Source organism: Shewanella sp. 4_MG-2023 (genome assembly GCF_030548015.1).
Classification (GTDB): domain Bacteria; phylum Pseudomonadota; class Gammaproteobacteria; order Enterobacterales; family Shewanellaceae; genus Shewanella.
Genome location: NZ_JAUORL010000002.1, coordinates 159957 through 185856, shown reverse-complemented (window position 1 = coordinate 185856; position 25900 = coordinate 159957). Strand labels below are relative to the sequence as shown.

General features: G+C 41.7%; 23 protein-coding genes and 1 pseudogene. 10 read left to right on the top strand and 14 right to left on the bottom strand.

Going from position 1 to position 25900, the window contains the following annotated elements; genetic code table 11:
• The first annotated feature begins 55 nt into the window (after positions 1–55).
• Together Q4546_RS01825 and kdsA are read left to right on the top strand one after the other, a co-directional pair.
• Complete coding sequence (locus Q4546_RS01825) at positions 56–1309, top strand: DUF819 domain-containing protein (protein ID WP_076543123.1); 1254 nt, start codon at positions 56–58, stop codon at positions 1307–1309.
• Positions 1310–1371: 62 nt separating this feature from the next.
• The gene (kdsA, locus tag Q4546_RS01820) at positions 1372–2220 is read left to right on the top strand and encodes a 3-deoxy-8-phosphooctulonate synthase (protein WP_102438923.1); all 849 of its coding nucleotides are present in this window, start codon (positions 1372–1374) and stop codon (positions 2218–2220) included.
• Between the two features lie 202 nt (positions 2221–2422).
• Here kdsA and Q4546_RS01815 read toward each other — a convergent pair.
• From Q4546_RS01815 to Q4546_RS01800, 4 genes and pseudogenes are all read right to left on the bottom strand, one after another.
• Positions 2423–2596: pseudogene (locus tag Q4546_RS01815) on the bottom strand (transposase); the annotation flags it as partial.
• A gap of 68 nt (positions 2597–2664) precedes the next feature.
• Complete coding sequence (locus Q4546_RS01810; RefSeq protein ID WP_303445570.1) at positions 2665–3366, bottom strand: phosphatase PAP2 family protein; 702 nt, start codon at positions 3364–3366, stop codon at positions 2665–2667.
• 25 nt (positions 3367–3391) lie between these two features.
• Entirely contained in the window at positions 3392–4432 is a 1041-nt protein-coding gene (locus tag Q4546_RS01805; RefSeq protein ID WP_303445569.1) for a ketopantoate reductase family protein, read from the bottom strand.
• Between the two features lie 17 nt (positions 4433–4449).
• Positions 4450–4827, bottom strand: coding sequence for a VanZ family protein (locus Q4546_RS01800; RefSeq protein ID WP_102438911.1), 378 nt, complete (start codon positions 4825–4827; stop codon positions 4450–4452).
• A gap of 169 nt (positions 4828–4996) precedes the next feature.
• Between Q4546_RS01800 and Q4546_RS01795 the strand changes: the two genes are divergently transcribed.
• The 3 genes from Q4546_RS01795 to Q4546_RS01785 all read left to right on the top strand — a co-directional run bounded on the left by Q4546_RS01795 (position 4997) and on the right by Q4546_RS01785 (position 7671).
• The gene (locus Q4546_RS01795) at positions 4997–5482 is read left to right on the top strand and encodes a YajQ family cyclic di-GMP-binding protein (RefSeq protein WP_303445568.1); all 486 of its coding nucleotides are present in this window, start codon (positions 4997–4999) and stop codon (positions 5480–5482) included.
• Between the two features lie 230 nt (positions 5483–5712).
• The gene (gene parM, locus Q4546_RS01790; protein ID WP_102519368.1) at positions 5713–6732 is read left to right on the top strand and encodes a plasmid segregation protein ParM domain-containing protein; all 1020 of its coding nucleotides are present in this window, start codon (positions 5713–5715) and stop codon (positions 6730–6732) included.
• 12 nt (positions 6733–6744) lie between these two features.
• Positions 6745–7671, top strand: a complete 927-nt coding sequence (locus tag Q4546_RS01785; protein ID WP_303445567.1) for a hypothetical protein — start codon at positions 6745–6747, stop codon at positions 7669–7671.
• A gap of 76 nt (positions 7672–7747) precedes the next feature.
• On the opposite strand, the gene Q4546_RS01780 is transcribed toward Q4546_RS01785, so the two are convergent.
• The 4 genes from Q4546_RS01780 to Q4546_RS01765 all read right to left on the bottom strand — a co-directional run bounded on the left by Q4546_RS01780 (position 7748) and on the right by Q4546_RS01765 (position 11216).
• A complete protein-coding gene (locus tag Q4546_RS01780) occupies positions 7748–9163 on the bottom strand; it encodes an MFS transporter (protein WP_102519366.1) in 1416 nt (471 codons plus the stop codon).
• Positions 9164–9420: 257 nt separating this feature from the next.
• Positions 9421–9759 carry a hypothetical protein gene (locus Q4546_RS01775; RefSeq protein ID WP_102439155.1) on the bottom strand — a complete coding sequence of 113 codons (339 nt, stop codon included), beginning with the start codon at positions 9757–9759 and terminating at the stop codon, positions 9421–9423.
• Positions 9760–10050: 291 nt separating this feature from the next.
• A complete protein-coding gene (locus tag Q4546_RS01770; protein WP_102475580.1) occupies positions 10051–10635 on the bottom strand; it encodes a peptidylprolyl isomerase in 585 nt (194 codons plus the stop codon).
• 14 nt (positions 10636–10649) lie between these two features.
• Positions 10650–11216: a YajG family lipoprotein gene (locus tag Q4546_RS01765; protein ID WP_102438903.1), complete on the bottom strand. Its 567-nt coding sequence runs from the start codon at positions 11214–11216 to the stop codon at positions 10650–10652.
• 222 nt (positions 11217–11438) lie between these two features.
• On the opposite strand from Q4546_RS01765, the gene Q4546_RS01760 reads away from it, so the two are divergent.
• Positions 11439–12476, top strand: coding sequence for a DUF2804 domain-containing protein (locus Q4546_RS01760; RefSeq protein ID WP_102438901.1), 1038 nt, complete (start codon positions 11439–11441; stop codon positions 12474–12476).
• 87 nt (positions 12477–12563) lie between these two features.
• Positions 12564–13478, top strand: a complete 915-nt coding sequence (locus Q4546_RS01755; RefSeq protein WP_303445566.1) for a sterol desaturase family protein — start codon at positions 12564–12566, stop codon at positions 13476–13478.
• A 209-nt stretch (positions 13479–13687) separates the two neighbouring features.
• Here Q4546_RS01755 and Q4546_RS01750 read toward each other — a convergent pair whose 3' ends face one another.
• The 4 genes from Q4546_RS01750 to Q4546_RS01735 form a co-directional block, all read right to left on the bottom strand.
• Positions 13688–14989, bottom strand: coding sequence for an MFS transporter (locus tag Q4546_RS01750; protein WP_102475577.1), 1302 nt, complete (start codon positions 14987–14989; stop codon positions 13688–13690).
• Positions 14986–15333 (bottom strand): cupin domain-containing protein, encoded by a 348-nt coding sequence (locus tag Q4546_RS01745; RefSeq protein ID WP_102438895.1) that lies wholly within the window; start codon positions 15331–15333, stop codon positions 14986–14988. The genes Q4546_RS01750 and Q4546_RS01745 overlap by 4 nt, the downstream gene beginning before the upstream one ends.
• Before the next feature lie 25 nt (positions 15334–15358).
• Positions 15359–17650, bottom strand: coding sequence for a polysaccharide lyase 6 family protein (locus Q4546_RS01740; RefSeq protein WP_303445565.1), 2292 nt, complete (start codon positions 17648–17650; stop codon positions 15359–15361).
• Positions 17651–17760: 110 nt separating this feature from the next.
• Positions 17761–18066, bottom strand: a complete 306-nt coding sequence (locus tag Q4546_RS01735) for a hypothetical protein (RefSeq protein ID WP_102475576.1) — start codon at positions 18064–18066, stop codon at positions 17761–17763.
• Positions 18067–18440: 374 nt separating this feature from the next.
• Here Q4546_RS01735 and Q4546_RS01730 point away from each other — a divergent pair, with 374 nt between their 5' ends.
• A complete protein-coding gene (locus tag Q4546_RS01730; protein WP_102519360.1) occupies positions 18441–19181 on the top strand; it encodes a FadR/GntR family transcriptional regulator in 741 nt (246 codons plus the stop codon).
• 912 nt (positions 19182–20093) lie between these two features.
• Here the strand turns inward: Q4546_RS01730 and Q4546_RS01725 are convergent.
• The gene (locus tag Q4546_RS01725) at positions 20094–21245 is read right to left on the bottom strand and encodes a methyltransferase (protein WP_102532196.1); all 1152 of its coding nucleotides are present in this window, start codon (positions 21243–21245) and stop codon (positions 20094–20096) included.
• Positions 21246–21519: 274 nt separating this feature from the next.
• On the opposite strand from Q4546_RS01725, the gene Q4546_RS01720 reads away from it, so the two are divergent.
• On the top strand, positions 21520–21927 hold the full coding sequence (locus tag Q4546_RS01720) for a hypothetical protein (RefSeq protein WP_102475573.1): 408 nt from the start codon (positions 21520–21522) through the stop codon (positions 21925–21927).
• A 228-nt stretch (positions 21928–22155) separates the two neighbouring features.
• Positions 22156–23901 (top strand): ABC transporter transmembrane domain-containing protein, encoded by a 1746-nt coding sequence (locus Q4546_RS01715; RefSeq protein WP_277870005.1) that lies wholly within the window; start codon positions 22156–22158, stop codon positions 23899–23901.
• Positions 23902–24009: 108 nt separating this feature from the next.
• Here Q4546_RS01715 and Q4546_RS01710 read toward each other — a convergent pair whose 3' ends face one another.
• Positions 24010–25608, bottom strand: coding sequence for an AMP-binding protein (locus Q4546_RS01710; RefSeq protein WP_303445564.1), 1599 nt, complete (start codon positions 25606–25608; stop codon positions 24010–24012).
• Between the last annotated feature and the right edge of the window lie 292 nt (positions 25609–25900).

Sequence of the window (25900 nt, the reverse complement as noted above, 5' to 3'; positions counted from 1 at the left end):
ACATTCATAACAATAATAAATTCACTATGAAATGCATTTGCAAGGGAGCTTTTTCATGACCACCACACCCATGGTAACCAATGACGCAACAGCACTGGGATTACTTGCCGTCATTCTCGGCTTTGTTTTCTATACCAGTTCGTCAGCACACCCATTTTGGCAAAAATTCTATAAGTTTATCCCAGCCTTATTGCTGTGTTACTTCTTACCATCACTACTGAATACCTTTGGTATCGTCGATGGTGACACCTCAAAATTATATTATGTTGCCTCGCGTTACTTATTACCTGCTTGTTTGGTGTTATTGATTTTAAGTGTCGATTTAAAAGCGATTTTAAGTTTAGGCCCTAAAGCCATTGTGATGTTTTTAACCGGCACCGTGGGCATTGTGATTGGCGGTCCCATTGCGTTATTGATTATCTCAGCCATTAACCCTGACGTATTAGGCGGCAATGGCCCTGATGCAGTATGGCGCGGAATGACCACTCTTGCGGGCAGTTGGATTGGCGGCGGCGCTAACCAAGCCTCAATGAAAGAAATTTATGAAGTGGGCGGCGATATCTTTTCCGTGATGGTGACTGTAGATGTAATTGTCGCTAACCTGTGGATGGCAGTATTACTGCTGATGGCATCTCGTGCTAAAGAGATTGATGCTAAAACAGGCGCAGACACCACCGCCCTTGAAGCCCTTAAAGCCAAAGTTGAAAAGTACCATGCAGAAAATGCCCGTATACCTTCACTGCGTGACTTAATGCTGATTGTGGCCATAGGTTTTGGTGTTACCGGGTTAGCGCATTTTGCGGCAGACTTTTTAGGACCATTTTTTGAAGTTAATTACCCTTGGACTCAAGACTACAGCTTAACCTCCAAGTTCTTCTGGCTGGTTGTTATCGCCACTACTATTGGTTTAGCTTTATCCTTTAGTCCAGTAAAGCAGATAGAAGCTGCGGGCGCCTCGAAAGTGGCATCGGCATTTTTATATATCCTTGTTGCGACCATTGGTTTGCATATGGATGTATCCAAACTCGCTGATGAGCAAAACCTGTGGTATTTCGCCATTGGTATTATTTGGATGCTGGTACACGCAAGCTTTATGCTTATCGTGGCTAAAATTATTAAAGCGCCGCTGTTTTATATGGCGGTGGGCAGTCAGGCTAACGTTGGCGGCGCAGCGTCAGCCCCTGTGGTTGCAGCAGCGTTTCATCCAGCACTTGCGCCAGTTGGCGTATTGTTGGCGGTATTGGGCTATGCTGTAGGCACATATATGGCTTGGATGTGTGGCCAGTTACTGCAGATACTTGCGGTATAACATTATTTTTTAATGGGGTTAGCAGCGGCTAATCCCATGGTATTGATTAAAGAGAAATGACTATGGATCATAAAATCATTGGTTTAAATGAGCTAGAAATTGCGAATGATAAACCGTTTGTTTTATTTGGTGGCATGAATGTGCTTGAGTCTCGCGATCTAGCAATGAAAATTGCAGAGCATTACGTAGAAGTAACCCAAAAACTGGGTATTCCTTACGTATTTAAAGCGTCATTTGATAAAGCAAATCGCTCATCTGTGAACTCATATCGTGGTCCAGGTATGGAAGAAGGCTTAAAGATTTTCGAAGAGATTAAGTCGACCTTTAATGTACCTATTATCACCGATGTGCATGAAATTCATCAATGCCAGCCAGTGGCTGATGTGGTTGATATTATTCAGTTGCCAGCATTTTTAGCCCGTCAAACGGACCTAGTAGTTGCTATGGCAGCAACGGGTTCAATCATTAACGTGAAAAAGCCGCAATTCTTAGCGCCCCATGAAATGCGTCATATCATTAAGAAGTTTAATGAAGCCGGTAATGACAACATTATTCTGTGTGAACGTGGTTCAAGCTTTGGCTATAACAACCTAGTAGTGGATATGCTGGGTATGGATGAAATGAAGCAGTCTGGTTACCCAGTCATCTTTGATGCAACTCATGCACTGCAGCGCCCAGGTGGTCGTACTGATAGTGCAGGCGGACGCCGCGCTCAAGCAACTGAGCTTGCACGTAGCGGTATGGCATTAGGTTTAGCGGGTTTGTTCATTGAAGCGCATCCAGATCCTGATAATGCCAAATGTGATGGCCCATGTGCATTGCCACTTAACCAGCTTGAAAACTACTTAACTCAAATGAAAGCGGTAGATGATTTGGTCAAGTCGTTTGAACCAATTGATACCAGTAAGTAGATAAGAGATTTTTTAAAAGCCCTGAACTTATGATTAAGTTCAGGGCTTTTTTTTGCTTGAACTTAACGTTGTTTGGATAGGTTAAGAAATCGTTTTGATACTCTAGTTGGTAATAAGATCAAGGTCGTGGTGCTTCGCCCACACCAGACCAAAAGGGTATCAACAGCAATACTCTCTTGGAACACCCAGCTGCCCCAACGAAAAATGCTGAAAAGTGTCTGCCATTATTAAAATCATTACCCTCCCCAGCAGCTGCATAAAATGCGGTAACTGTGACTGGCCCGATACCTGGAATACTTTCTAAACGCCAACAAACTTGACTACTTTTTGCCTCTTGTTGTACCTGCTTATCACAAGATTTAATCTTTTCCTCAATACCAATTTGTGGTTAGCTTTGGTATCGACATTTAAGCGGTTAAAAATGACTTAATCAAAGACAGTTATTTATGGATTTTTTGTGCCCGCAATTGGGGCAAGGCAATAATGACTCACCAACTGACTTATCAATACTCCTAGTACCGCCCCTGCCAGTAAGTCACCTAAGTAATGGTAGTTTTGCCCTAATTGACCGATAAAAACGCTTACCATGGCTGTTAACCACAACCAGTAAAGCTTTGGGCTGTATTGCCAAAATAAACTGGCGAAGGCAAAGGTAAATAGCGCATGCCCTGAAGGAAACGAATGATAGCTTTGCGACAGTGAAAATGGCGCAAACATCTCCACGCCATGCTCAATCCAAGAGGGGTTATTATTAACCCAAGTTTCTGGCCAGGTGCGGCCGCTGATAATTTTAGCCCCAAAACGGACCACTGTGGCGCTAATAGCGACCAAGACAATGGGCTTAACTAAATGAATGAATGCGTTATTACGACCTAATAAGCCAATTAAAACAAGCACGCCTGCCAATACTTCTAAGGCTAATGGGGTATTTGCCAGTAGTTTAAATACTGAGGTTAATCCAAAGTCGCTTTGCTTACTATCATGTAAAAGCTGTGCCAAAGGTCGATCAATGTAGCTTACGCTTACCAGTATGGCGATAACGGCAACAAGGTAGAATAAACCGACTCGAGCACTAAACGGCAGAGCTTGAGGCTGTAATAAGGCTTTGGGCTGCAATAACATAAGTTTAGCGGCTTGTTTTTTCATAGCTATGGTTTTTCATCTATTGGGTTTATAGCGCACTTTCTAGCGCGGTTATTTCAGTTAGCATGCTTTGATTTATCGCAGCTGTTAAACCGTGATGGGCTGCGCGGGCGACCACGTAACCGTTAATTTGCAGTATCTCGGTTTTGCGATTGTGATGAATATCTTGATGCATAGACGAAAAGTTGTTGGCTGTGAGTTTAATTACCTGATTGATGATGGCAACAGAATCAAGCAGCGAAAGGTTAACCCCATCAGCTTTGGCGACCATGATGCACTCTTGCGTTATCGCCTCGATTTGCTGCTGAAATTGCGGCTGGGCCAATTCACCATTAGCACATTGGGCTAATGCCGTCAGTGGGTTAATGGCGCAATTAACCGTAAGCTTTTGCCATAAGCTAGTGAGAATATCATCGCCTACCGACATATCTTCTACAGCAGCCAGTAATTGTTTTTGTATTGCTAAAGGCATTACTGGGCCAGATAAATGGCCAATAATGCTTTTACCTTTACCAGTATGGCGCACCTGCATCGGGCCAAGTTTTAGCGCCGCCTGAGATGTCGTGCCTAAAGATAACCCTAGTTTAAGTTGAGGATGTTGCTTTAGAAGGGCTAATACCTCTAAATGTGGCCCCATACCATTATGCAGCAGCAGAATATGACAACCCTGTGGAATAAGCGCCAACATAGCGCTAATGGCATCGGTTACTTGATAAGCCTTTACGCAAATTATGAGTAATTTAATATTGACTAACTCAGCCTTGGTGAGCTGATTAATGCAAGCTTGGATACAAGGTTGATGCAAACAGTCACCGTTAAGAGTTTCAAGAGTGATTGTAGAGCAATCATCATGGCTTGTAGCGCCTACAGAGCGACTGCGTGTGAGTAGTAATGGCTGCTTGATTGCTGCTAACTGGCAGTACAGCAAGCTGCCAATAGCGCCAGCCCCAATAATCGCAATATCAGTCTGGTACACATGATTATCGTTAACATGATTGTCGTTAACATCAGAAACTGGTTTTTGGGCAATGTTAAGGGGATTGCGGTTGCTGTTAGTGCGCTGTGGCATGTGGTTTCTCTTGAGTGCTATAGGGCAGATTTGAGCGGTCCCTTTTTGAATAATTTTGCCGCTTGATATTTTCTAAACACAAATAGCAATAAGTAAAATAATACCACCCCAATTAAATCTGCAACTACATCAGCAATAGAGGCGCTACGATAGGGGATCTGCGATTGTATCAGTTCAATTAATACCGCATAGGCAGTCATTATCAGCCCCATCCAGTACCATTTAGGCTTGAAGGCAAAATAAGCTAAAAACGTTAAGCCCAAAAAACTGACGGTATGGCCGACTTTATCCATATTAGAAAACGTCATTGGATAGTTAGGCTTAGAAAAAACCAAGTAACTGATGATGATGACAGCGAAAGCAAAAGCGGCGCTAAAAAACAATTTCATTTTCATGCTGTACATATCTTAGCTGGATGCAATGTCGTTTGAGTAAATCAATAATAAAAAAAGCAGCGCTCAAAGTCATTAAATTCCAACTATTAATTGTTTTCTCTTTAGTCTAGGCTTTGCCTACAGGCTTAGAGTGTTAAAATAACCCTAAATAATTTATTGGAGAATGACTATGCCATCTATGGATGTCGTATCAGAAGTTGACGAAGTTGAATTACGTAATGCCGTTGAAAACTCTCGCCGTGAATTGGCGGGACGATTTGATTTTCGCGGTAAAGATGCCGAAATCGAATACAAAGATCATGTGGTGACTTTAAAAGCCGAAGATGATTTCCAATGTCAGCAGTTGGTGGATATTTTACGCATTCAGCTTAGTAAGCGTAATGTTGACCCATCAGCCATGGATGTGGATGACAAGACGGTACATAGCGGTAAAACCTTCAGTCTAAAAGTGAAGTTTAAAGAAGGCATTGAAACACTTATCGCCAAAAAGTTAGTCAAAGCGATTAAAGATAGCAAGCTTAAAGTGCAAGCCGCGATTCAAGGTGACTCGGTTCGAGTGACAGGTAAAAAGCGTGACGACTTACAAGCGGTCATGCGCCTTGCTAAAGAAGCTGACTTAGGGCAACCGTTTCAATTTAATAACTTTAGAGATTAATCCGTCTTCATTTGAGCGTTATGGGTTATAAGCCACTTTAGCGGATAAATAACGAATTATTTTTAATGCTGCAACAGCTTGCTGTTGCAGCTTTTTTTATGTTTTATTCGTAGTATTTCATCTAATACTTATCCTTTTACAAAAAAAGACCAAATAAAATTAAAGTTATACTCTAAAGTTGTCGCCTTATGGCTGCATACCTCCATTTAGTGACTTTAAAGATTCGTGTTATGCAGACTGTAAAAATGAAATTTGCCATTGATGATGGCTCAACCAATGTAAAAATTAGCTGGATTAAAGATGAAAAGGTGCATTGTGTTACATCACCTAACTCATTTAGAAAAGATTGGAAAAGTGCTGCATTACTCAATGGAAAGAAAATATTTAATTATCAGATTGGCTCAACGAAATACACTTTCGATGCCACTTCAGATAGAGCATTATCAACTACCCACGTCGCGTTTCAATATGATGATTTAAACTTATTGTCAGTGCACCATGCTCTACTGCAAACAGGCATTAAACCTTGTCCTGTCAGCATTTTAGTTACTCTGCCTATCACTGAATACTATAACGCTGATGATTGCCAAAAAAATGAAGCAAACATTGCAAGGAAAAAAGCCAACTTACTGCGTGAGATATCACTAAACAAAGGCGATTTGTTTGAAATCGTCGATGTTGAAGTTCTACCAGAAAGTTTACCTGCAGTACTGACGACCTTGGTGGATTCTGGCATTAATGCTTTCACTAAATCCTTAGTTATCGATGTTGGCGGAACTACCTTAGATATGGGGGTCATTGTTGGCGAGTTTGATGATGTATCAAGCGTATATGGCAATGCGACCATAGGGGTTTCTATGGTGACCGATGCGGCGAGAAAGGCGCTTGCCGCAGCAGACAGTGATGCAAGTTATTTAGTGGCAAATGAATTAATTAAACAACGCCATAATCGTGAGTTTGCCAGTGAAGTCATTAATGATCTCAGTAAGCTTGATTGGGTGTTAGAGCGGATTGAGCACAAAATTGAAGAGCTAGGCAATGCGATTGCGTACGAAGCCAAAACCTTTATGCGTAATCCTAATCGCGTTTATCTGGTTGGGGGTGGAGCAACCTTGATTGAAAGCGCTATTCAAGCTGCATATCCAAGTTTAGGCGACAAAATTGTGTTGTTAAAAGATCCACAAGAAGCCTTATCCCGTGAAATCTGCTGCTACCATGCTGCTGATAGTGAACAAGACTCTGCTGCGTAAATAGGGGCTGGTATGCGTATTCAATGTACTTTCAATTTAGCGCCTGAGTTACACGAGCAACATCGTTTTGCGATTGAAAACCTCAGAGCTTGGCAGATAAACGAGAAGCAGCGTAATGACGACAAAGATATTTCGCAGCAGCGGCGAAGTATGTTTCATCGTGACATCTATCTGTCAGGTTTGTATCTATATCAACTGTCAGCAGAGCTGCCAAAGCTGGTTAGTGAGCAATACACAGCTGATAGCGTCAATGTCGGCCGTTTGATAAAGCAGCTAGCATTATTTGATAGTCAAATTGATGAGCAAGATCAGCTTGAAGCTCAAGAGATGTCATTGGCTGAAAACCAATGGCAGAAGATGGAGCAGCTATTTACTGCTCAACTTGCAGTTCAACAAGATAAAATATTAGCTGAGCAAAAAAGCACTTTTGAAAGCATGCTTGAACAGCAAGCTCGAAAAGAGGCAGAGAAACAAGCTGAAGTAACCAGTGCCTATCAGGCTGAAAAAGAAGATGAACTGCGTCAAAGTCAACAGCAGACCTTAGCGCAGTTTGACCGTCAGAATGATCTGTTACAGGTTTCATCTGACACGTTAGCAGCGCAATTATCGGCAATGCAGCAGCAACAAGCTGACTTAATTGCCGCAGTTGAATTGATTACAAACTCTGCAATGCCATCTGCAGCAGTCGCATCAAGTGATAATCAAATTGATGCTGTTGAACCTGTGTTGGAGCAAAACAAGGTAGAGCTATTACAGGCTATTGAGGTTAACCAGCAACAGTTAATGCAGGCTTTTAATCTATTAAAGCTGCAGGTGGGAAAAATGGGTGACTTATCAACTCAAGGCGCTGATGCTTTAAGCGCTGATGACATTGAAAAAGCAGCATTATCATCGCAACTTCAGCGAGCACGGAAAATTAAATCGAAGGGGTTGTGGTAGCCAAAATCTCATTACGTTAAAAAGCCCAACACCGTTGGGCTTTTTTGTGGGTGAATATTGAAGCTAGTTAATGGTTTTAAGATTTAGCTGTCTTATCTGCCTCTGTTGTCGGCGATAACTCATCTGCTCCTTGAGTCACTGTCGGCGAGTGCCGTTGCAACATGCTGATTAAAATCAATACCGGAAAGCCAATTAAACTGGCGGCGATAAAGAAATTTACATAGCCAAAGGCATCAACATAAACCCCAGAAAACCCAGCGATAAACTTAGGGAATAGCAACATGATAGAGGAGAGTAGGGCATATTGAGTTGCGCTGTAACCGCTACTAGTTAGGCTTGATAAGTAAGCAATAAATGCCGCAGTAGCAATACCAGCGCTGAAGTTATCCACTGAAATAGCAAAGGTCAAAAATGGCATGTTGTAGCCAATGTAAGCTTGCCAAGCAAATAACAGGTTAGTAATGGCCACTAATAATGCACCTAAGAAAAGGATCTTCATGGTGCCATAACGCACTAATAATACTCCGCCAAATGCTGCGCCAACTAAGGTCATGATTAAACCATAGACTTTACTAACAAAAGCAATTTCCTCTTTACTAAAGCCCATGTCGACATAGAACACATTGGCCATAATTCCCATAACAATGTCTGAGATGCGGTAGCAAGATATAAGTAATAAAATCAGTATCGCGGTTTTACCATATCGCTTAAAAAAGTCGATAAAGGGCAATACGCTGGCGCTATACAACCAAGCCAATGGCGCTGCAAGTTTAGGCGGATACTTTTGTGCAAAGCGTTGTTTAAGTTGTAACTCTTGTTCATCAGCGCTTTTGGTGTCAACTTCAGGCTCTTTACTGCAAAGAGTGGTAATAATACCCACTGACATTAATAACGCCATCACAAAGTAAGCGGTTTGCCATGATTCAAGATTGTAGCCATCATTGCCAGGGTCAACCCAAGCGGCAATGGTTAACGCCCCTGCTGTGGCGACAATCATTGCGCCGCGATAACCTACTTGATATGCCGCAGCTAAGGCTGCTTGCATTTTTTCTGGAGCAGATTCAATACGAAATGCATCAATGACAATGTCTTGGGTGGCTGAGGCTAAGGCGAGTAAGAAAGCGCAAATGGCAAGCCGCTCTAAATCCACTAAGGGATCGCTAAATGACATGCCGGCAATGGCGCCCACCAGACATAACTGCGCAAATAGCATCCAGCCACGGCGGCGGCCAAAAAATCGGGTAAAAATAGGCAAAGACATGCGGTCAACCAGTGGTGACCAGGCCCATTTGAAGGCGTAGGTGAGGGCTATCCAACTAAAGTAACCAATGGCGGCGCGGTCAACGCCAGCTTCTCTTAACCAAAAGCTTAAGGTTGAAAATACTAACATTAACGGCAGGCCAGCCGAGAACCCGAGTAACAATAAAATAACCACGCGCTTATGATAATAAACTGACAGCGCTTCTCGAGTTCGACTAAATAATTCTGACATAAGACAACAGATAAGAGGAGAATGGCTCTAGCTTAAGCGGGCTCGCTAGATGGTTCAAGTTATTATCAAGTTATTAATAGTACAGCAATTTGAGCTTGGTCAATAAACAAGGGTATTTGTAATACTCAGGTTTGTTAAACCATGAGTTTAAGCTCAACGCTGCTATGAGTGAGCATTGGTTATATTGATGATTCAAATAATAAAAAAGTAATTAGCATAGCGCTTATAACAAGCTGTGTTGTAACTAAAAAGACCCACTACATAGTGGGTCTAATGCCAACACAACCTTGAGGTACTTCACCACCGCTATTAATGTAATCACAGCAATCGTGAACTTGTTGACGTAAATATTGATTACCGCGGATAACCATTGCTGGCCATTCATGAAAACAGTGCAATAAATGCCAAAATACTTTTTCAGTATCAGTTGGAGTCATAGTTTCAGGAGGGTTATCTAAGTCGACGGCTTGCCACTCTTCCAATACATCCCACATGTAGAGCTTGATTTCATGGTGATCTAGTTGGTTATCTAAGAAGGCTTTTCCATAATACGCCAGTTGAGGGGCTTTGGTTTCTATAAAATCATTGGGCGTCATCGTCTTTGGCGTTGTTATCTTAATTGGCATGAGAAGCGTCCTTATAATTCCATTTATTGACCAATAAGGTTTGTTACAAGATAGACTAAAGTATAGTTGGTTATCTTGAACATTCACTCGGATTTACAAAGTAAAATGAAATTCAGTATTTATGACTAGATAATCATCGCTAGGCATTGTAAAAAACTACAAAAAAGCGGCGTTAAATGTATATTTAACGCCGCTTTTTTAAATAATTGATGAATTTACGTAACGTAAATGAGTCACCTATAACCATGAAATTTATAAGGTTTATCGTTTCAGTAGTGTCGCTTTATTCAATTTCACTTCTTTAACGGGCACATCAGGCCAATTGAGTTGGGCATTATGGCCAGTTGGAACATATGACATGGCTTCCAGTACTGCCATTCCTTCTACGACTTCGCCAAATACCGCATAACCCCAACGGCGCTTGGAAGGATTGAGGTTTTTATTATCGCCTACATTGAAGTAAAACTGACGCGTGGCAGAGTGGGGGTCGTTATCGCGAGCCATAGCAATGGTGCCCATAGCATTGGATAAACCATTACCGGATTCATTAACGATAGGGTCTAGCGATGGAAGTTCTTCAAACTCCGAGGTTAATCCGCCACCTTGAACCACAAAATCGGCAATGACGCGATGAAAAATCGTATTGTCATAATCGCCTTTGACCACATAGGTCAAAAAATTATCCACAGTGAGTGGCGCACGGGTTCTATCTAGCTCAACCACGACCTTGCCCATGCTGGTATCAAACTCAACTTTTGGGTAAAGCGTATCGGGCTGAATATCCACGGCTGCTTGAGCAACCATGGTTGATAATGCAAGTACGCTGGCTAACATCCACTTAAGCATGGCTTCTTCCTGGGTTATTGTTGTAAGAAATGGTGCAGTTCAGCATCATTAATAATTTTGCTGGTCAGTTCATCGATGAGCTTATTCATATCCAGCTCAAGGGTGGCGTAATCTGGGCTAAATGGGCCCTTTAATAAACCTTTAGCGTTATATATCTTAGTAAATTCTTGGGTTTGATTTTTAGCGACCACATTGATGGTTAATGTCGTCTTTGCCTCAAAACCGAAAGTCGACTCGGTGACATCTGTCAGTAAATAATCTAATTGAAATTCAGCCGAATTGGTCGCTGCAGGGTCAACTTGATAGCCCGCCTTGGTCATGGCTTGCTTAAATACATTGTCCAGTTGCTGCCTGATAGGTTCACTTGGGCTAATTAATTCTGCTGCTTCACCTTCTTTATTAAAGCGAACAATAAAGTTAGCTTTGCGGACATCAATGGTGTTTACCGCAACAGTGGCATATTGGTCGATTTGATTCAGTGGTTGGGGGACACTGGGGTTAAGCGCAATATGGGTCGGGGTGTAACTGGCGCAAGCTGAAAGAAATAACGAGCTGCATAACAACAAAGGTAATGATTTCATGTCACAAAACGGTAAAAAATGATGGCCTCAGAATAACAGATTTTTACTGCCTTGCCAGCCCAATAACCTGAGTTAATCAGTTTCACTGGTTCATTTATTAGTCTGGATTATTTCGCCATGATGATGAGAGATTAGTGGTGATATCCCATGGTAACAAACCATTGACTTTAGCCCTGAAAGTATAGAGGTTAGAGTCTAATCATATTATTCATTGGATGCTAAATGGCTTTACATCATCGACAACCCACTTCGGCATTAGCGCCAGAATCGTTAATTAAAAATGACGGCCAACCTATATATGGGCATTTTGATGGCATTGTCGCAGATCTTGGTGTTAAGCAATTTAGTTACTTTACTGACATGGATAAGCCCAGTTCATGGTTTGCAAAACATGTCGATTTTAAGCAATTTCAATTTATTAATATTACTACCCCTCGTTATATCATTGGGGTGGCTATTGCCGATATTCGCTATGTTGGCAGCAGTTTTTGTTACCTCTATGACATAGAAAAAAATCGCTTAACACAGACGCAAACCTTAAAACCGTTAGCGCTGGGTATGTCACTGTCTCAGTCACCTAAAAATGGTCAGTCGCGCATTAAGCATCGCCAATCTCAGATTGAATTTGTTATTAAAGACGGTGTCTGGCAGTTATATATCGCCGCAGACAATATTCAGGCTGAGCTTACATTAACAGCGCCCATGTTAAGTTTGCCGATGAGTTTATGCACGCCAACCGGCTATAACGGTTGGACCTATACCCAAAAACACAATGGTTTAAAAGTATCAGGCAGTTTAACGGTCAATGATGAACCGCAGCCGCTGAATCAGGCTTTAGCGAGTTATGATTTTTCTGCCGGATACATGCGCCGAGAAACCAGCTGGCGCTGGGCGTCAATCAATACTCAAGTAGAGTCTGGTGTGTTGGGGCTTAACTTAGCCGCGGGCGTTAATGAAACAGGCGCCACTGAGAACGTGTTATGGATTAATGGTGAACGCCATTTTATGCCAGCGGTAAGGTTTGAGTTTAATCGCCAGCGCAGTGACGATGATTGGTACATCACCGGGGGCGACAACCAAATTGATTTAAGCTTTCGCGCATTAAAGTGTCGCAGTGAGAAGATTAACCTTGGGTTTCTTAAAAGTAATTTCAGGCAGTATATTGGTTATTTTAGTGGCCAGATAACCGACAATAATGGCCGAGTGCATCAGTTACAAAATCAACTTGGATTAACCGAAGATCATTTTGCAAAGTGGTAATGAACCTAAGCCTGTTAGCGCCAATGGGTTAATGCATTTATAAATAGATTCATAAAATACAATAATAAAAAATAAAGAAGGTTTTCAATGGATTTGAATACACTGATCACTCACCCCGAGATCTTGCTACTGGTGCTGGCGCCGCTATTTTTCCTGTGCATTTTACTGGAGTGGTATCTAGGCACTAGAGCCAATAAGTTACCCGAATCAGCCAAGTACGCCCCTATGGAAGTTGCGTGTAATTTTTGCCTTGCCGCAATGCATCAACTAACTGACATTTTAGCCGGATTATTTATCGCAAAATTATACCTGATGGTATTTGATTGGAAGCTACTTGATATTCAAATGGGAATTGGCAGTTTTATTGCGTTGATGATCGCCCAAGATTTCTGTTATTACTGGTTTCACCGCGCAAGCCACCGTGTGCGCTGGATGTGGGCGGCTCATGTTGTTCACCATAGCTCTGAAAATATGAATTTCAGCACTGCTTTTAGGCAGAGTTTGATGTACCCCTTAGCGGGAATGTGGCTGTTTTGGCTGCCATTGGTGGTGATTGGGTTTGACCCCAATTGGGTGGTATTTGTAGTACTGCTTAATTTGGGGTTACAGTTTTTTGTGCATACCCAAGCGATTAAATCTCTTGGCCCGCTTGAGCTTATTTTTAATACGCCGTCACATCATCGGGTGCACCATGGCCGTAACCCACAATATATTGATAAAAATTATGCAGGCGTGCTGATCATTTGGGATAAGTTATTTAACACCTTTGAGCCTGAAAATGACACGGTGATTTATGGTATTACCAAGCCGGTTAATAGTTTTAATCCTATAATCGTGAGCTTTGCTGAGTGGCGAGACATGTTTAAGGAAGTGACTATGGCGGGGTTAACATTAAAGCAAAGATTAGCGGTGTTATTGTCGCCGCCGGCTCAAGTTGATTTGAAGCTCAATACTAAGGTTGATAGCGTAAAAACCTTGAGCGAAGAGTATCATAATCACTAAAGGTAATAGCCAATAACGAAGGTTTAACCTACTTAACAGATACTCGGAAGGGGTTGAGTACATGAAAAGTAGGTCTCACCAAATAAAAAAGGGCTATTTGGGTTCAGCCCCAGCGACAATTAACTAGTCACTTTATGTTTGCTCAGAACATAAGGTTTATTGCTAGATAATGTAATGCTAAATCGTTGTTAATCTATCTTGAGCTGAGGCTATTTGCTTTTGGGGCTAACAGGCTCAATTCTGGGGATCAATATCCACACCGCAGCAATGGCAATGAGAGCTAAAGATGCACCAATAACAAATGCTGGCGTGTAGTTACCGTCAGCCGTTAAATAGGGCACTAACGCTGTTAACCCTAATGCCCCTAGCTTGGCAGCCATTCCTGAAACCCCTGCTAGTGTACCCACAGCTTTTTTCCCAAATAAATCACTGGGCAGTGTTTGTACATTACCAATAGCCGTTTGAAAGCCGAACAAGATCACCGCCATGATCATTACCGCGGTCGTTGGCCCACCTGGGTTTGCCATAGATAAAAGCGATGGCAACATAATCAAACAACCTAAGGTAATCGTCAGCTTACGGGTTTTATTGGTATCCCAACCTGCTTTTAAACGGTTTTGTGCCAGTAAGCCACCAAACCATGCCCCAAGCATTGCTCCCACATAAGGCACCCAGCCGTATATCCCAATAGACTTAACATCCATGGCGTACACTTCATTGAGGTAAATAGGGATCCAGAAAACAAACAACCACCAGATAGGATCGATTGCTGCAGACGCAATAATCACTCCCCAACTTTGCTTATGAGAAAGTAGCTCTGTGGTGGTCGGGTTATATTCTTTTGCATCAACTTCATCGTCAGCGTTAGTGCATTTCTGACCTGTTAAAATGTATTGTCGCTCCTCCTCGGTAATCCAAGGGTGAGACTTAGGCGGTGCTTTAACTAAGATAATCCAAGGGATTAACCATAATAAACCAACCAAACCAATGACAACGAAGACCATTTGCCAGCTAAAATAAACGGTCATATAAGCGATAAGTGGAATCGATATAATGCCGCCAATCGCAGCGCCTGAGTTAAAAATGCCTTGAGCTAAAGCACGCTCTTTTGTAGGAAACCAATCAGCATTACTTTTAGCTGCGCCTGGCCAGTTACCAGCCTCAGCCAGACCCAGAATTGCTCTAAAGATACTGAAGCTCAGCATGCCTTGTGCGAATGCATGCGCAGCTGTTGCAATCGACCACACCCCAATTGAGAGCACAAAGCCTAGTCGGGTACCAATCCAGTCAAATATTTTACCAAATATCGCCTGACCAAAGGCATAAGATAATATGAATACAATAGAAATATTGGCATAGATCTGTTTGCGCTCTAGTGCGGTTTCATTAGGGAATATATCTTCAACAATATCAGGCCAAAGCACGCTTAGCGCTGAACGGTCGATATAATTAATTACCGTAGCTAATGCGATGAGTAGAATCACCCACCAGCGTAAGTTTCTTATTTTCATTTTAGTCCCTCAATGAAATCTTCTCTTGCGGGACTAAAGGTATCAATTAAAATACCGCCAGTTGGGCAAGTGGCCCCATGGTCTGCATGAGGCGGGATCATACAGCTATCACCCGCTCTTAGAATTTTAGTGACGCCATCGATATTAAAGTGAAATTCACCTTCCACAACGTATGAAACTTGTGAGTGTCTGTGGGCATGATTGTAACCAATGGCGCCTTTCTCAAACCAAATTTTTACTGCCATTAGCTCTTGATTAAACCCAAGCATTTGACGCTTTAAACCGCCGCCAATGTCTTCAATTTCTGTTTCATTTCCAAATGAAAAATGTTCGCTCTGTTTCATTGTGACTCCTACTGCTTATTTTTAGTTATTGGTTTTTATGGATAAATTTAGGGTTTTCATAAAGCGCGCTAATGGTTGGTAGTAGCGTATGAGTAAATTGGTTATGACTGAGTTGAGTGACGGGGTCACCTGTGGTGTGTTCTATTTTGACTGCGGCACTGTCAGTAAATTGATTATTAGCCATATCGGTCACTTGCACGCCATGAAGGTATAAGCTGGCTTTGAAGGGATTACGTTTTCCAAGGCCAACCTGATTGATGTGATTATTCACAAAAGTAAGGTGAGGGCCGAAGGTACTTTCGTCTTTACCGCCGCGATATAAATTAACCAGTGAGCCTTGAATATGCTCAAACTGATTGTTGTTTACTTGTACATACTCAGCGTTATAAATGCCTTTATCATCAGTCTCTTTATTGAGCCTTAAAATATCACCGCTGATATTGATAAAGTGATTATTGCTAATGACAATATTATTGGCAAAAGCTCGCGCACCTGAGTCAAAAAAGTGAAATGAAGGCTGGTTATCAAGTTGTTTGATTTCACTATTTAATAAGCTGAATCGATAATTGGTTAACATGCCGGAGCTGGTGGTTTTTACCACACTGTTTTCTGCAACATCGTTAGCTGCAATATCGTTACCTGCAATATTGGTACTATTTTTACCGCTAATGACTAAACCATCGAGCTTTAAACTGCCGTTATTTTGAATTTCAAATAGGCTGGATTGGCTAAAACTCAGTTTGGCTTGTTGCTTTACTCGTGCCTTGATGGTGAGCGGCTTATTGATAAGTAACACTTGTTCAAGCTGATATTCGCCGTTATTGAGTGCGATAACATCGCCAGCGCTTGCATGGTTAACGGCTTGCTTAAGCTCTTGCGCGGTTGAAACTGCGATTTGGTTACCTGAATCAAAGGCGATTTCTGGTTCTGTTTTCGGATACCAACTCACGCCAGTTGCGTTTTTTAAAGTGGGAGTGAGTGAGGTCGATATGCCATAGGCGCTTAAGGCGTTATTGCTTGGATATAACAGGCCATTTTCAGCCCGCACGAGTTTAATCGATTGCGCATCAATGCCTTGAGTAATGCTGTTATTGTTAAGCTTATTAGAAACGTTGTTAGTAAAGCTTATCCCTGAAATATCATCAAATATGGCGAATGGTGATAGTTGATTGCGATTAACTAACAGGTTTTTTGAAAACTTAGTTTCTAGCGGCGCAGCAGAGCGTTCAGCATCACTACCTGCAGCTAAATGAATATGGTTTACATCAATAAAACTGTTGTGATTAATATTGGCATTAACCACTTGGTGATAACGATTTAAAGGCGAGTTAGGTACGCCATTCATAATGGTGAAGCCACTGCCAAAGCGATAACCCGTTAAGCCTTCAAAGTAGTTGTTGGTGACGATTTGATCGCGATTGATCACCCGAACGCCGCCAGTGTGCTCTACGCCATTACCTAAAAATACATTGCTGCTTATTTGGTTAGCATTACCATGACGTAGGGTTAAGGTGCCGCGGGATGCAAAAAAGGTGTTGTTACGAATGGTGTTGTTGCCGGACTTAACGGAGATGATTTCTACTTCGCCATCACAGCGGTCAAAGTAGTTATTTTCGATGACAGTTTGCGATGCCGACATGGAATGATGGCTAGTGCCAATGCGGATTGTTTCACCGCCATTGGATCCCAAGGTTGGCCGAGGACCAAAGTAGTTATGATCAATCTGATGATTATTTTGCTGACTTAACGGCGATTTTAATCGCACCGTTAAGGTCACGCCTTTATTACGCTTACCCACTAAATGATTGTGGTCGAAGCGGTTATTTTTACCATACAGCGCCACCCACTGATCAGAATCAAATCGCTCTGGCTTATTGAAGTTGTCGATGACCACTTCAGATACTCGCGAATGATTAGCAAAATCATCATCACTGCTTCTAAAGGCAATCACTTCACGGCTTGGACTGTAGCCATTTTTAAATACTAAGCCGCTTACATGTAAATACTGGCCAGATAAACGCAAATTAGATTGGCCTGATAATATGACTTTGCCTTTGGTTTGCGCTGACAGTGTGATGGGGGCCGCTTTTGTGCCTTGACCGCTAAAGTTGATTTCAAAGTCTTGCCAAATACCGTCAGCCAAGATGATTTCATCACCTGCGACAATATTTTTTATTGTTTGGTTATATTCCACAGGCGTCTTCACTGTGTAAGTGGCTGCATTGAGCGATAAGAAAGGGCTTAATGCCGATAGACACAGCATAAGAGCAATATGTTTTAAGTTTTTATCCTTGCTAGGTAAATATTGATATTGCATTAGTACGCTCATTGTTATTTTTATACTGAGTTTTAGTGTTGTTTTAATCGTAAATAAACTCCTAGCTCAATAGTGGGGTAGGAGTGGCAATGCTAAGTTTCTAATGCGGATTAAAACTTAACTTTCGCGCCAAGGAAATACTTAGGCCCTGAACGAGAGTAGTCAGAAACTGTGGTGTCATTACCACGAGTCATGATTTGTGGCTCGTCTAGCAGGTTTAGCGCTTTAAGTGATACAGATAAGTAATCAGAGTCTTGCACATAACGGTTTGAACAATCTGGAAACGGCAAGTTATTAGGTTGGAAATAGGACTCACGGTACTTATAAAGCACTGGCAATGCAGCCCAATCACCTTCCCAATACACTGACGCAGATGCCACTTGTGGTGAGAAACCAAATAGATTTGCATCAGGCACAATATTTTGGCTGCCAGTTAAGCTTACTTAACCTTAATGCGTCGCTTATTTTATTAAGTTTCACGTTTATCTCCCCAGATAAAATATTGTATTTAAATGCGAACACAATCCTTTAAACATGATCTTTAAATACAACCTTTCGCTGCATAGAAACTAACCAATGGTCATGGTGCGTGTCAACCATTTTGTGTTACCAATATTAAATTAACTTTACTTTATTGTTATTACCAATAACATTAAAGTGACAATAATTACTGCTTGTATGATTGCTGAATTGCAATCTAAACTGATAAATAGGCTTTGCGTTGAATGACTAAATCGATATGATGTAGGTTATGCAAATTGTTATTTTTTAAAATATTGAAGGACCAAACATGAAAAATAGACGTATGTTTTGGCGCATCGTAGAAGAGATTGAAGCGTCTATTACTCGCGGCGAATATGTACCTGGTAGTCGTTTACCTCCAGAAAGGGAGCTAGCTGAAAAGTTTGATGTTAGCCGTCCAACCATTCGTGAGGCGATTATTGCACTGGAAGTGCGAGAGAAAATTGAAGTTAAAACGGGTTCGGGTGTTTACGTCTTACAATCAGTCAATCAGTCCCAGCTAAAAAACAAAATAAACGCCTTTGAATTAACCCAGGCTAGAGCACTTGTTGAAGGTGAGATAGCGGCACTTGCTGCAAATACTATTACCGAAGAAGAATTGGTAGAGTTAAATAAGACGTTGGTTATGATGGAAAATAAGTCTTATGTAGAAGAAGCAGATCAAATGTTTCATAACATCATTGCTAACTCCACTCGTAACGGTGCATTAATAAAAATGTTTGAAAGCTTGTGGGCATTGCGGGCATCAAGTCCAAAAATTATTGACGACTACGATAGCGTTTGTAGTAAAGACAACCAGAAGACCTTAGATGAACATACTGCCATTTATGAGGCTCTCGCTGCAGCAGATGCTTCAGAGGCGCGTGCAGCTATGCACAAACACTTTAATCGCTTGATTAATGTATTGTTTGATACTGTTGAGGCTAAATCACTTGAAGAAGTGAAACGTAAAAACAGTGAGAAGCGTGATTTATATTCAATTGATAACTTGGTTAACAGATTAAGTTAACCATCAATACACACTTTAAAGGACGCTAAGCGTCCTTTTTTTATGGTTGTAGAGAATTCTGTTTGTTTTTTTGTACAAAATCAGCGGCCAAAGCAAGGGCTGCGGTTAAAGGTTGTCTTTTTAACTCTTATCGCTAATTCAAATCGCTAATTCAAATCACTAATTTAATGACTTAAGCCGAGTTGGTCTAGAGTCTAACCCTGGTGATATTTTACCTTATCAATTAACAAGGATTGTCAGTTTATTGGACATTATATTAAACCTTCGGGATAAGCTTTTATTGATTTACAGTGAAAAAGTGATGATAGGTGCTTAAAAAGCATGTAATTACCTTACTATCTTAAAAGTTTTTTTATTACTAAATTGTAACAAATTTTCTGAGAATGATATTTGTTTGTATTTTTGGCGTTGGTTACGAAGATCATCTAGCTGGTCTATTGGTATACCAATTTTTTCTGTTGTTATTACCAATTCAATTGCCTTATCTAAGCTTTTATTTAGGGGCTGGTGGCAGCTTATTAGCTTGAATAATAGCGTCTCGGGTTAGTTAATAGCGTTATAATTTGCTATAGGGTGTCATATCAATATCGATTTATTAGGCGCTTTATTTTATAGCCAGTCTTCGATCATTAGCCGTTATGGTAAGCTCGATTGTTACAGCTGGTAATAAACTTACATGAGTAACAACTTAAGTGGTAATGCTCGTCTTGGCGGTTAACTGTTTTGACTCGGCCGAGTAAAGTATCTGTGGGGGAGAAGTATTGAAACTAGGGCCTGATATGACTAACACAGATTAGCGGCACAGATTAACTGCACTGATTAGCCACAATGAGTCGTTTAACTGTTAGCGCGATTAAGCCTTTAAGTTAAAGGCTTAATCGAAGCTTGAACAAAGGTTGAGTCTGGCAGGGTTTACTTAATTGCTTGTAAAATAACAAACTTACCATTTGACGCCACAGTGTTGCAGTTTTTAAATAAACGCTTCAATTTTACATGGTAAGCCAAATGCCGATTGCCCACGACTTGTAACATGCCGCCAGGGGCTAAACGTTTACGGGCATCAACAAACATCTGCCATGCAATGTGATCGGTTATTGCTTCCCCCTGGTGAAAAGGAGGGTTACACAACACCAAATCAGCCACCATTTCAGCATCTAAGTGGGTTAAACAATCATCCCAATGAAACTGCGCTTTTTCACGAGCAAAGCCATTTGCTTGCCAATTGTGACGACTCGATGCAACGGCCATTTCTGAGTCGTCTACAAAGTGGATAGTTGCTTGCGGGTAAAGTTGTCCGGCTCGCAGGCCTAAAATACCATTACCACAACCAAGATCTATAACGGTATTAAACTCACCTTCTGGCAAGTTATCTAGCATGATACGAGCACCAATATCGAGCTTGTTAGCGGCAAATACATTGCTTAAGTTACTGATGTTAAGTGATAACTCATCAACAGGCCAGTTGACAGCTTGTGGAAGTTGGCGTTTATTACCGTCAGCAATACAAGTGATTACGCGGGTTTTCTTCCAAGTTAAGCTAGCATTAGCAGCGCCTAAATTTTTCTCAATGACGGCTAAAATCGCTTTATTGATGGTTTTTGCTTTAGCGCCAATGAGTACCTGAGTACCTTTTGGTAAAACCTGAGATAAGCGCTGCAATTGATGAGCAAAATAACTGAGGTTTTTTGGCAGCTTCATTAACACTAGCTGCAAGGTGTCAGGTAATAGCTCACGGCTATGAAAACGCTGGATATTATCTGATGGCAGTTGATTGGCTGCTAAGTTTAACTCAGCCCCCAGTAAACTGGTTTTCGCGTCGGTTTCCACAAATAAAGGCCAGCTTGGCTCAATCGCAACAAGGCCGCATTGCAGCGCCCCAAAATTATCATTAATGATGGCGGTATTAACTGGGCTCGTGTTTGACTGAATCTGGCTTGACTCAATAATATGTTTTATCAGGTGTTCATCGGCGGCATCCCAAGCTTGCAGGTTGGACTCTTGCTGCTTTGGATAGCGAAAAAGTGTTAACTCAATTCCTTCACATGAGAATTGGTTTGCCGTCATTATAATTACCTGTCATCAACATCATCAAAATAGCCGATAATTATCGCAGATAAGCGTTTATTGTGCGAGAGGAACTCAGGGCTTATCTGCAGTTAATCGCCCCGTTTAATCGCCATATCTAGAATGATGACGCCTTACACCCAAATTGCCCTGTGGCGTATTTGTTCGACATAGGCTGATAAGGTTTGCAGCGCCAAGGTGACTGATGCTAGATTACATAGGCAATAGATTAAGCTCAACGCGCTAATAACATTAACATTTACAAAGGAATTGTATGAAAGGTGCAGGTGGAACGTCAGGTGGAATTGGGTCATTTTTTATTGGTTTGATTATGATGTGCGGTGGTTTTTATATGCTACTGAATGCCATTAAAATCACCAGTTCATTTGGTATGGGGCATAGTCTATACAGAATGGGCGGTATGAACCTGACCAGTGGCATGATCATGATCCCATTTATGTTTGGAGTAGGTTTGATGTTTTACAATGCCAAAAATATTTTCGGCTGGATCCTAACCTTTGGCTCACTGGTTGCGCTTATCTTCGGCGTGATTAGCTCAATTAATTTTCGCTTTACCCAAATGAGCGCGTTCGAATTAATTGTTATCTTAGTGCTGAGTGTTGGCGGCTTAGGGATATTTTTACGCTCACTGAAAACCATCGACAGTAACAGCTTGAGCTAATCTACTGTTTTGTTTTACTGCAAGCAATAGTAAAACCCTGCACCATTTTGCAACAATGCTGAGTTCAATAATTGGCTCAGTATTGTCAATGCTATATTTATCTTCATCTGCTTGATTGTTTATTGGTACTATTTGGCTACTTAGTTTTTATTGGTATCTATTTTGACTACTGACTCGCCTTCACAGCCACTTGAACAAAAGCCATCGTCTAAACAAGCATTTCCAGTATTGCCGTGGATTATGACATTTCTTAAGCCTTATCGAATGAGAGTGGTAGCGGCAATTATCTTTTTATTTATCGGCTCATTTGCTTGGTTATCATTAGGCCAAGGAGTGAAGATGATGGTCGATGAAGGCTTTGTGGCTGATAACGCTGGCCGGCTCAATGAAATCGTCTTGTTTATATTAGTGATAACCGCAGTAAGTGGCACGGCGGTCTTTTGTCGCTTTTACTTAATGACTTGGCTAGGTGAGCGGGTTATCGCTGATATTCGCTTGAAAGTATATAACCATTTATTGTCATTATCGCCGGCATTTTTTGCCGAGCAGCGCACTGGTGAAGTGATTTCACGCTTTACCGCTGACAGCACGTTATTGCAAAGTGTGGTGGGCAGTAGTTTGTCGATGGCGTTTCGCTCAAGTGTTACCGTGCTCGGCGCTATAGTGATGATGGCGCTGACCAGTATTAAGTTAACGGGCTTAGTGTTACTGGCTGTGCCTATGGTGTTTGTTCCGGTTATTTTTCTTGGTAAAAAAGTGCGTCAGTATTCACGTACCAGCCAAGATAAAGTGGGCGATCTGGGGGCGTATATCGATGAAACCCTCCATGAAATTCATACCGTGCAAGCCTACGGCCATGAAAGTAAAGATCGCTACGTGTTCAATGAGCAAGTTGAAGCTGTGATGACCGCGGCTAAAAGCCGTATTCTCTATCGCTCTATTTTAATATCTTCAGTAATGTTTTTAAGTATTGCCGCTATTGCCTTGGTGCTGTGGGTTGGGGCGCAAGATGTGATGGCGCAAAATATTACCGCTGGTGAATTATCCGCCTTTATGTTTTATGCGGTAATGGCAGCAGGTGCAGTGGCCACCATTAGTGAAGTGTTCAGTGAAATTCAGCGCGCCTCAGGCGCTGCAGAGCGATTAGTTGAGTTAGTGAACACTCCTATTGATTTACCACAAGTTACAACGCCTCAGATGCTACCTGATGAGGTTAAAGGCCAACTGAGTCTAGAGCAGTTACGTTTTGCTTACCCTAGTGTTGCCGATGATGTCATTAAAGGCATTGATTTACAGATTAAGGCGGGTGAAAGAGTTGCGTTGGTAGGAGAAAGCGGCGCCGGTAAAAGTACCTTATTTGAATTGCTGCTACGTTTTTATCAACCTCGCTCAGGCGCTGTTAAGTTAGATGGATTTGATATCTCGCAGTTGAGCTTAAACCAATTACGCGAGCAGTATGCATTAGTGCCACAAGACTCAGTTATTTTCGCCACTAACGTACTTGAAAATGTTCGCTATGGCCGGGTTGATGCCAGCGAAGATGAGGTTATTAACGCTTGTAAAACAGCTAAAGCTGATGAATTTATTAATGAGTTACCTGACGGCTATCATACCTATTTAGGTGAGAGAGGCGTTAAGCTCTCAGGTGGTCAAAAACAGCGCATTGCCATTGCCAGAGCCATATTGGCAGACAGACCTATTCTATTATTAGATGAAGCCACCAGTGCCCTAGATGCGGTGAGTGAAGTGTATGTAAAGCAAGGTTTAGATAATCTGATGCAGGGCAGAACCACCTTGATCATTGCCCATCGATTAGCCACAGTGATTAATGCCGACAGAATTGTGGTGTTAGAAAAAGGCCAAGTCGTTGCTGTGGGCACACACCAAGAGCTAATGCATACAAGTGAAATTTATAACGCGTTTGCCAGCTTGCAATTACTCGCTGACATTGACATAGGGCAAGAATCTGCTTAGCGCTGACTATTTTCAGTTTAGCCAGCGATAAAAAAATGCCTTCAATTGTGAAGGCATTTTTGATGTTGTTACGAATGATATTTCTTTTAAATCATATACCGTGGACTGCTACTTTCTTAACTCGCGGCGTAAGATTTTACCCACAGTGCTTTTCGGCAGTTGCTCGGTAAACTCAATAATGCGTGGAATTTTATAGGCTGTTAATTGGCTGCGGCAATAATCTGAAATTTGCTGTTTGGTTTGCGCTTCATCAATTGAGGGATCTTTTAAAACGATCACTGCTTTAACTGCTTCACCGGATTTTTCATCTTCGACACCGACTACCGCGCACTCAAGCACTAATTCGTTTTGGGATAAAATATCTTCCACTTCATTGGGATAAACATTAAAACCTGAAACGATAATCATGTCTTTTTTGCGATCGACTATTTTGTGAAAACCATCTTCAGTAGCGACTGCAATATCGCCGGTTTTAAAATAACCGTTACGGGTCATGACTTTGGCGGTTTCTTCAGGCTTTTGCCAATAGCCTTGCATCACTTGTGGGCCTTTAACTGCAAGTTCGCCAGCTTCACCTAATGGCACTTCTTCATCGTTTATATCTAATATTTTAACCTCGGTGGCCAATACAGGTTTACCAATAGTGCCTAACTTTTGGTAACCCGGCGCATTTAAGCTCACTACCGGGGCGGTTTCTGATAAGCCATAACCCTCAGATATCATACTGCCAGTAGTTTTTTGCCAAATATTTGCCGCAGCACTTGTCAGTGCTGTGCCGCCAGAGAGCGTAATGGTTAACTTACTAAAATCCAATGCTTGAAATTCTGGTTGGTGGCATAGGCCAACAAATAAAGTATTAAGCCCTGCAAAGCCAGTAAACGGATAACTGGCCATAGTCTTTATTAAGCCTGCAATATCGCGTGGGTTAGGGATTAGCACTGAGCAGCTGCCAGATTCAAAATACAGGACTAAATTCACCATAAAGGCATAGATATGATAAATCGGTAACGGTGCGACAAAAATGTCCTTGCCTTCAGTCATAGTGCTGGCAATACGCGATTTTACTTGGCCTGAGTTAGCCAACATATTGCGATGACTTAGCATGGCACCTTTTGATAAGCCCGTGGTGCCGCCAGTGTATTGCAGCGCGGCTAGATCTTCTTGCTGAGGTTTGTAAGGACTAAAGCTTGATTGTTCACCTAAGGCGAGCATGTGGTTAAATTCGACTTTTGCAAAAGGGGTGTCGGCTTGAGGCTGAGGATTAATTAAATCCAGTGCATGGGTGCTGATGACTAATTCAATATCAGTTTTCGCAACTATATTATTTAATGTGGGTAATAAGTCAGATAACACCACCAAGGCTTTTGCGCCGGAATCATTAAACTGATGGATTAGCTCACGTTCAGTATACAGCGGGTTAGTGTTGACTATGATTAGCCCCGCACGAATTGCACCGTATGCGGCAATCACAAATTGAGTGATATTTGGCAACTGAATCGCGATGCGATCCCCAGGTTTTAGCTGACTATGGTTTTGCATGTAGGCGGCAAACTGACGTGAAGCGAGTTCGAGTTCTTTAAAGGTGGTTTGTTTCCCCAAACAAGCATAAGCCACATTATCCCCATAACGTTGGCAAGTTTGTTCGATCAAATCTACCAATGAATCATATTGTTGTAGATTGAGTTCTTTATCTGCGTCATACCCCATGCTTATCCCCTTTGTTGTTTTTTTTGCTGCATTTCAAACAGGCGTTTAGATTAGAGTGGTTTTAGTTAACAGGTCAACAACATTCTATAGCTTTGTAAAATTATAGTATTAAAAAGTATGGAGTTTTTGCTCTATAATGGCTGATGGTTAGCATTATCTATTCGTTCAGTTTTGATGGTTTTTTGAACTAGAAAGGTGTTCTTGAGCCTCATGGTTAATTGGTTTGTAAGTATAAGGTCAGCGTTATCAACTGCCTTGCTATTCATTTAGTTAGTGTTTTAGTCTTTTACTC

What these genes read in the sequence shown, in the direction of transcription:
- Q4546_RS01825 (WP_076543123.1), top strand. Translation starts at nt 56, where the DNA reads ATGACCACCACACCCATGGTAACCAATGACGCAACAGCACTGGGATTA.
- kdsA (WP_102438923.1), top strand. Translation starts at nt 1,372, where the DNA reads ATGGATCATAAAATCATTGGTTTAAATGAGCTAGAAATTGCGAATGAT.
- Q4546_RS01810 (WP_303445570.1), bottom strand. Translation starts at nt 3,366, where the DNA reads ATGAAAAAACAAGCCGCTAAACTTATGTTATTGCAGCCCAAAGCCTTA.
- Q4546_RS01805 (WP_303445569.1), bottom strand. Translation starts at nt 4,432, where the DNA reads ATGCCACAGCGCACTAACAGCAACCGCAATCCCCTTAACATTGCCCAA.
- Q4546_RS01800 (WP_102438911.1), bottom strand. Translation starts at nt 4,827, where the DNA reads ATGAAAATGAAATTGTTTTTTAGCGCCGCTTTTGCTTTCGCTGTCATC.
- Q4546_RS01795 (WP_303445568.1), top strand. Translation starts at nt 4,997, where the DNA reads ATGCCATCTATGGATGTCGTATCAGAAGTTGACGAAGTTGAATTACGT.
- parM (WP_102519368.1), top strand. Translation starts at nt 5,713, where the DNA reads ATGCAGACTGTAAAAATGAAATTTGCCATTGATGATGGCTCAACCAAT.
- Q4546_RS01785 (WP_303445567.1), top strand. Translation starts at nt 6,745, where the DNA reads ATGCGTATTCAATGTACTTTCAATTTAGCGCCTGAGTTACACGAGCAA.
- Q4546_RS01780 (WP_102519366.1), bottom strand. Translation starts at nt 9,163, where the DNA reads ATGTCAGAATTATTTAGTCGAACTCGAGAAGCGCTGTCAGTTTATTAT.
- Q4546_RS01775 (WP_102439155.1), bottom strand. Translation starts at nt 9,759, where the DNA reads ATGACGCCCAATGATTTTATAGAAACCAAAGCCCCTCAACTGGCGTAT.
- Q4546_RS01770 (WP_102475580.1), bottom strand. Translation starts at nt 10,635, where the DNA reads ATGCTTAAGTGGATGTTAGCCAGCGTACTTGCATTATCAACCATGGTT.
- Q4546_RS01765 (WP_102438903.1), bottom strand. Translation starts at nt 11,216, where the DNA reads ATGAAATCATTACCTTTGTTGTTATGCAGCTCGTTATTTCTTTCAGCT.
- Q4546_RS01760 (WP_102438901.1), top strand. Translation starts at nt 11,439, where the DNA reads ATGGCTTTACATCATCGACAACCCACTTCGGCATTAGCGCCAGAATCG.
- Q4546_RS01755 (WP_303445566.1), top strand. Translation starts at nt 12,564, where the DNA reads ATGGATTTGAATACACTGATCACTCACCCCGAGATCTTGCTACTGGTG.
- Q4546_RS01750 (WP_102475577.1), bottom strand. Translation starts at nt 14,989, where the DNA reads ATGAAAATAAGAAACTTACGCTGGTGGGTGATTCTACTCATCGCATTA.
- Q4546_RS01745 (WP_102438895.1), bottom strand. Translation starts at nt 15,333, where the DNA reads ATGAAACAGAGCGAACATTTTTCATTTGGAAATGAAACAGAAATTGAA.
- Q4546_RS01740 (WP_303445565.1), bottom strand. Translation starts at nt 17,650, where the DNA reads ATGCAATATCAATATTTACCTAGCAAGGATAAAAACTTAAAACATATT.
- Q4546_RS01730 (WP_102519360.1), top strand. Translation starts at nt 18,441, where the DNA reads ATGAAAAATAGACGTATGTTTTGGCGCATCGTAGAAGAGATTGAAGCG.
- Q4546_RS01725 (WP_102532196.1), bottom strand. Translation starts at nt 21,245, where the DNA reads ATGACGGCAAACCAATTCTCATGTGAAGGAATTGAGTTAACACTTTTT.
- Q4546_RS01720 (WP_102475573.1), top strand. Translation starts at nt 21,520, where the DNA reads ATGAAAGGTGCAGGTGGAACGTCAGGTGGAATTGGGTCATTTTTTATT.
- Q4546_RS01710 (WP_303445564.1), bottom strand. Translation starts at nt 25,608, where the DNA reads ATGGGGTATGACGCAGATAAAGAACTCAATCTACAACAATATGATTCA.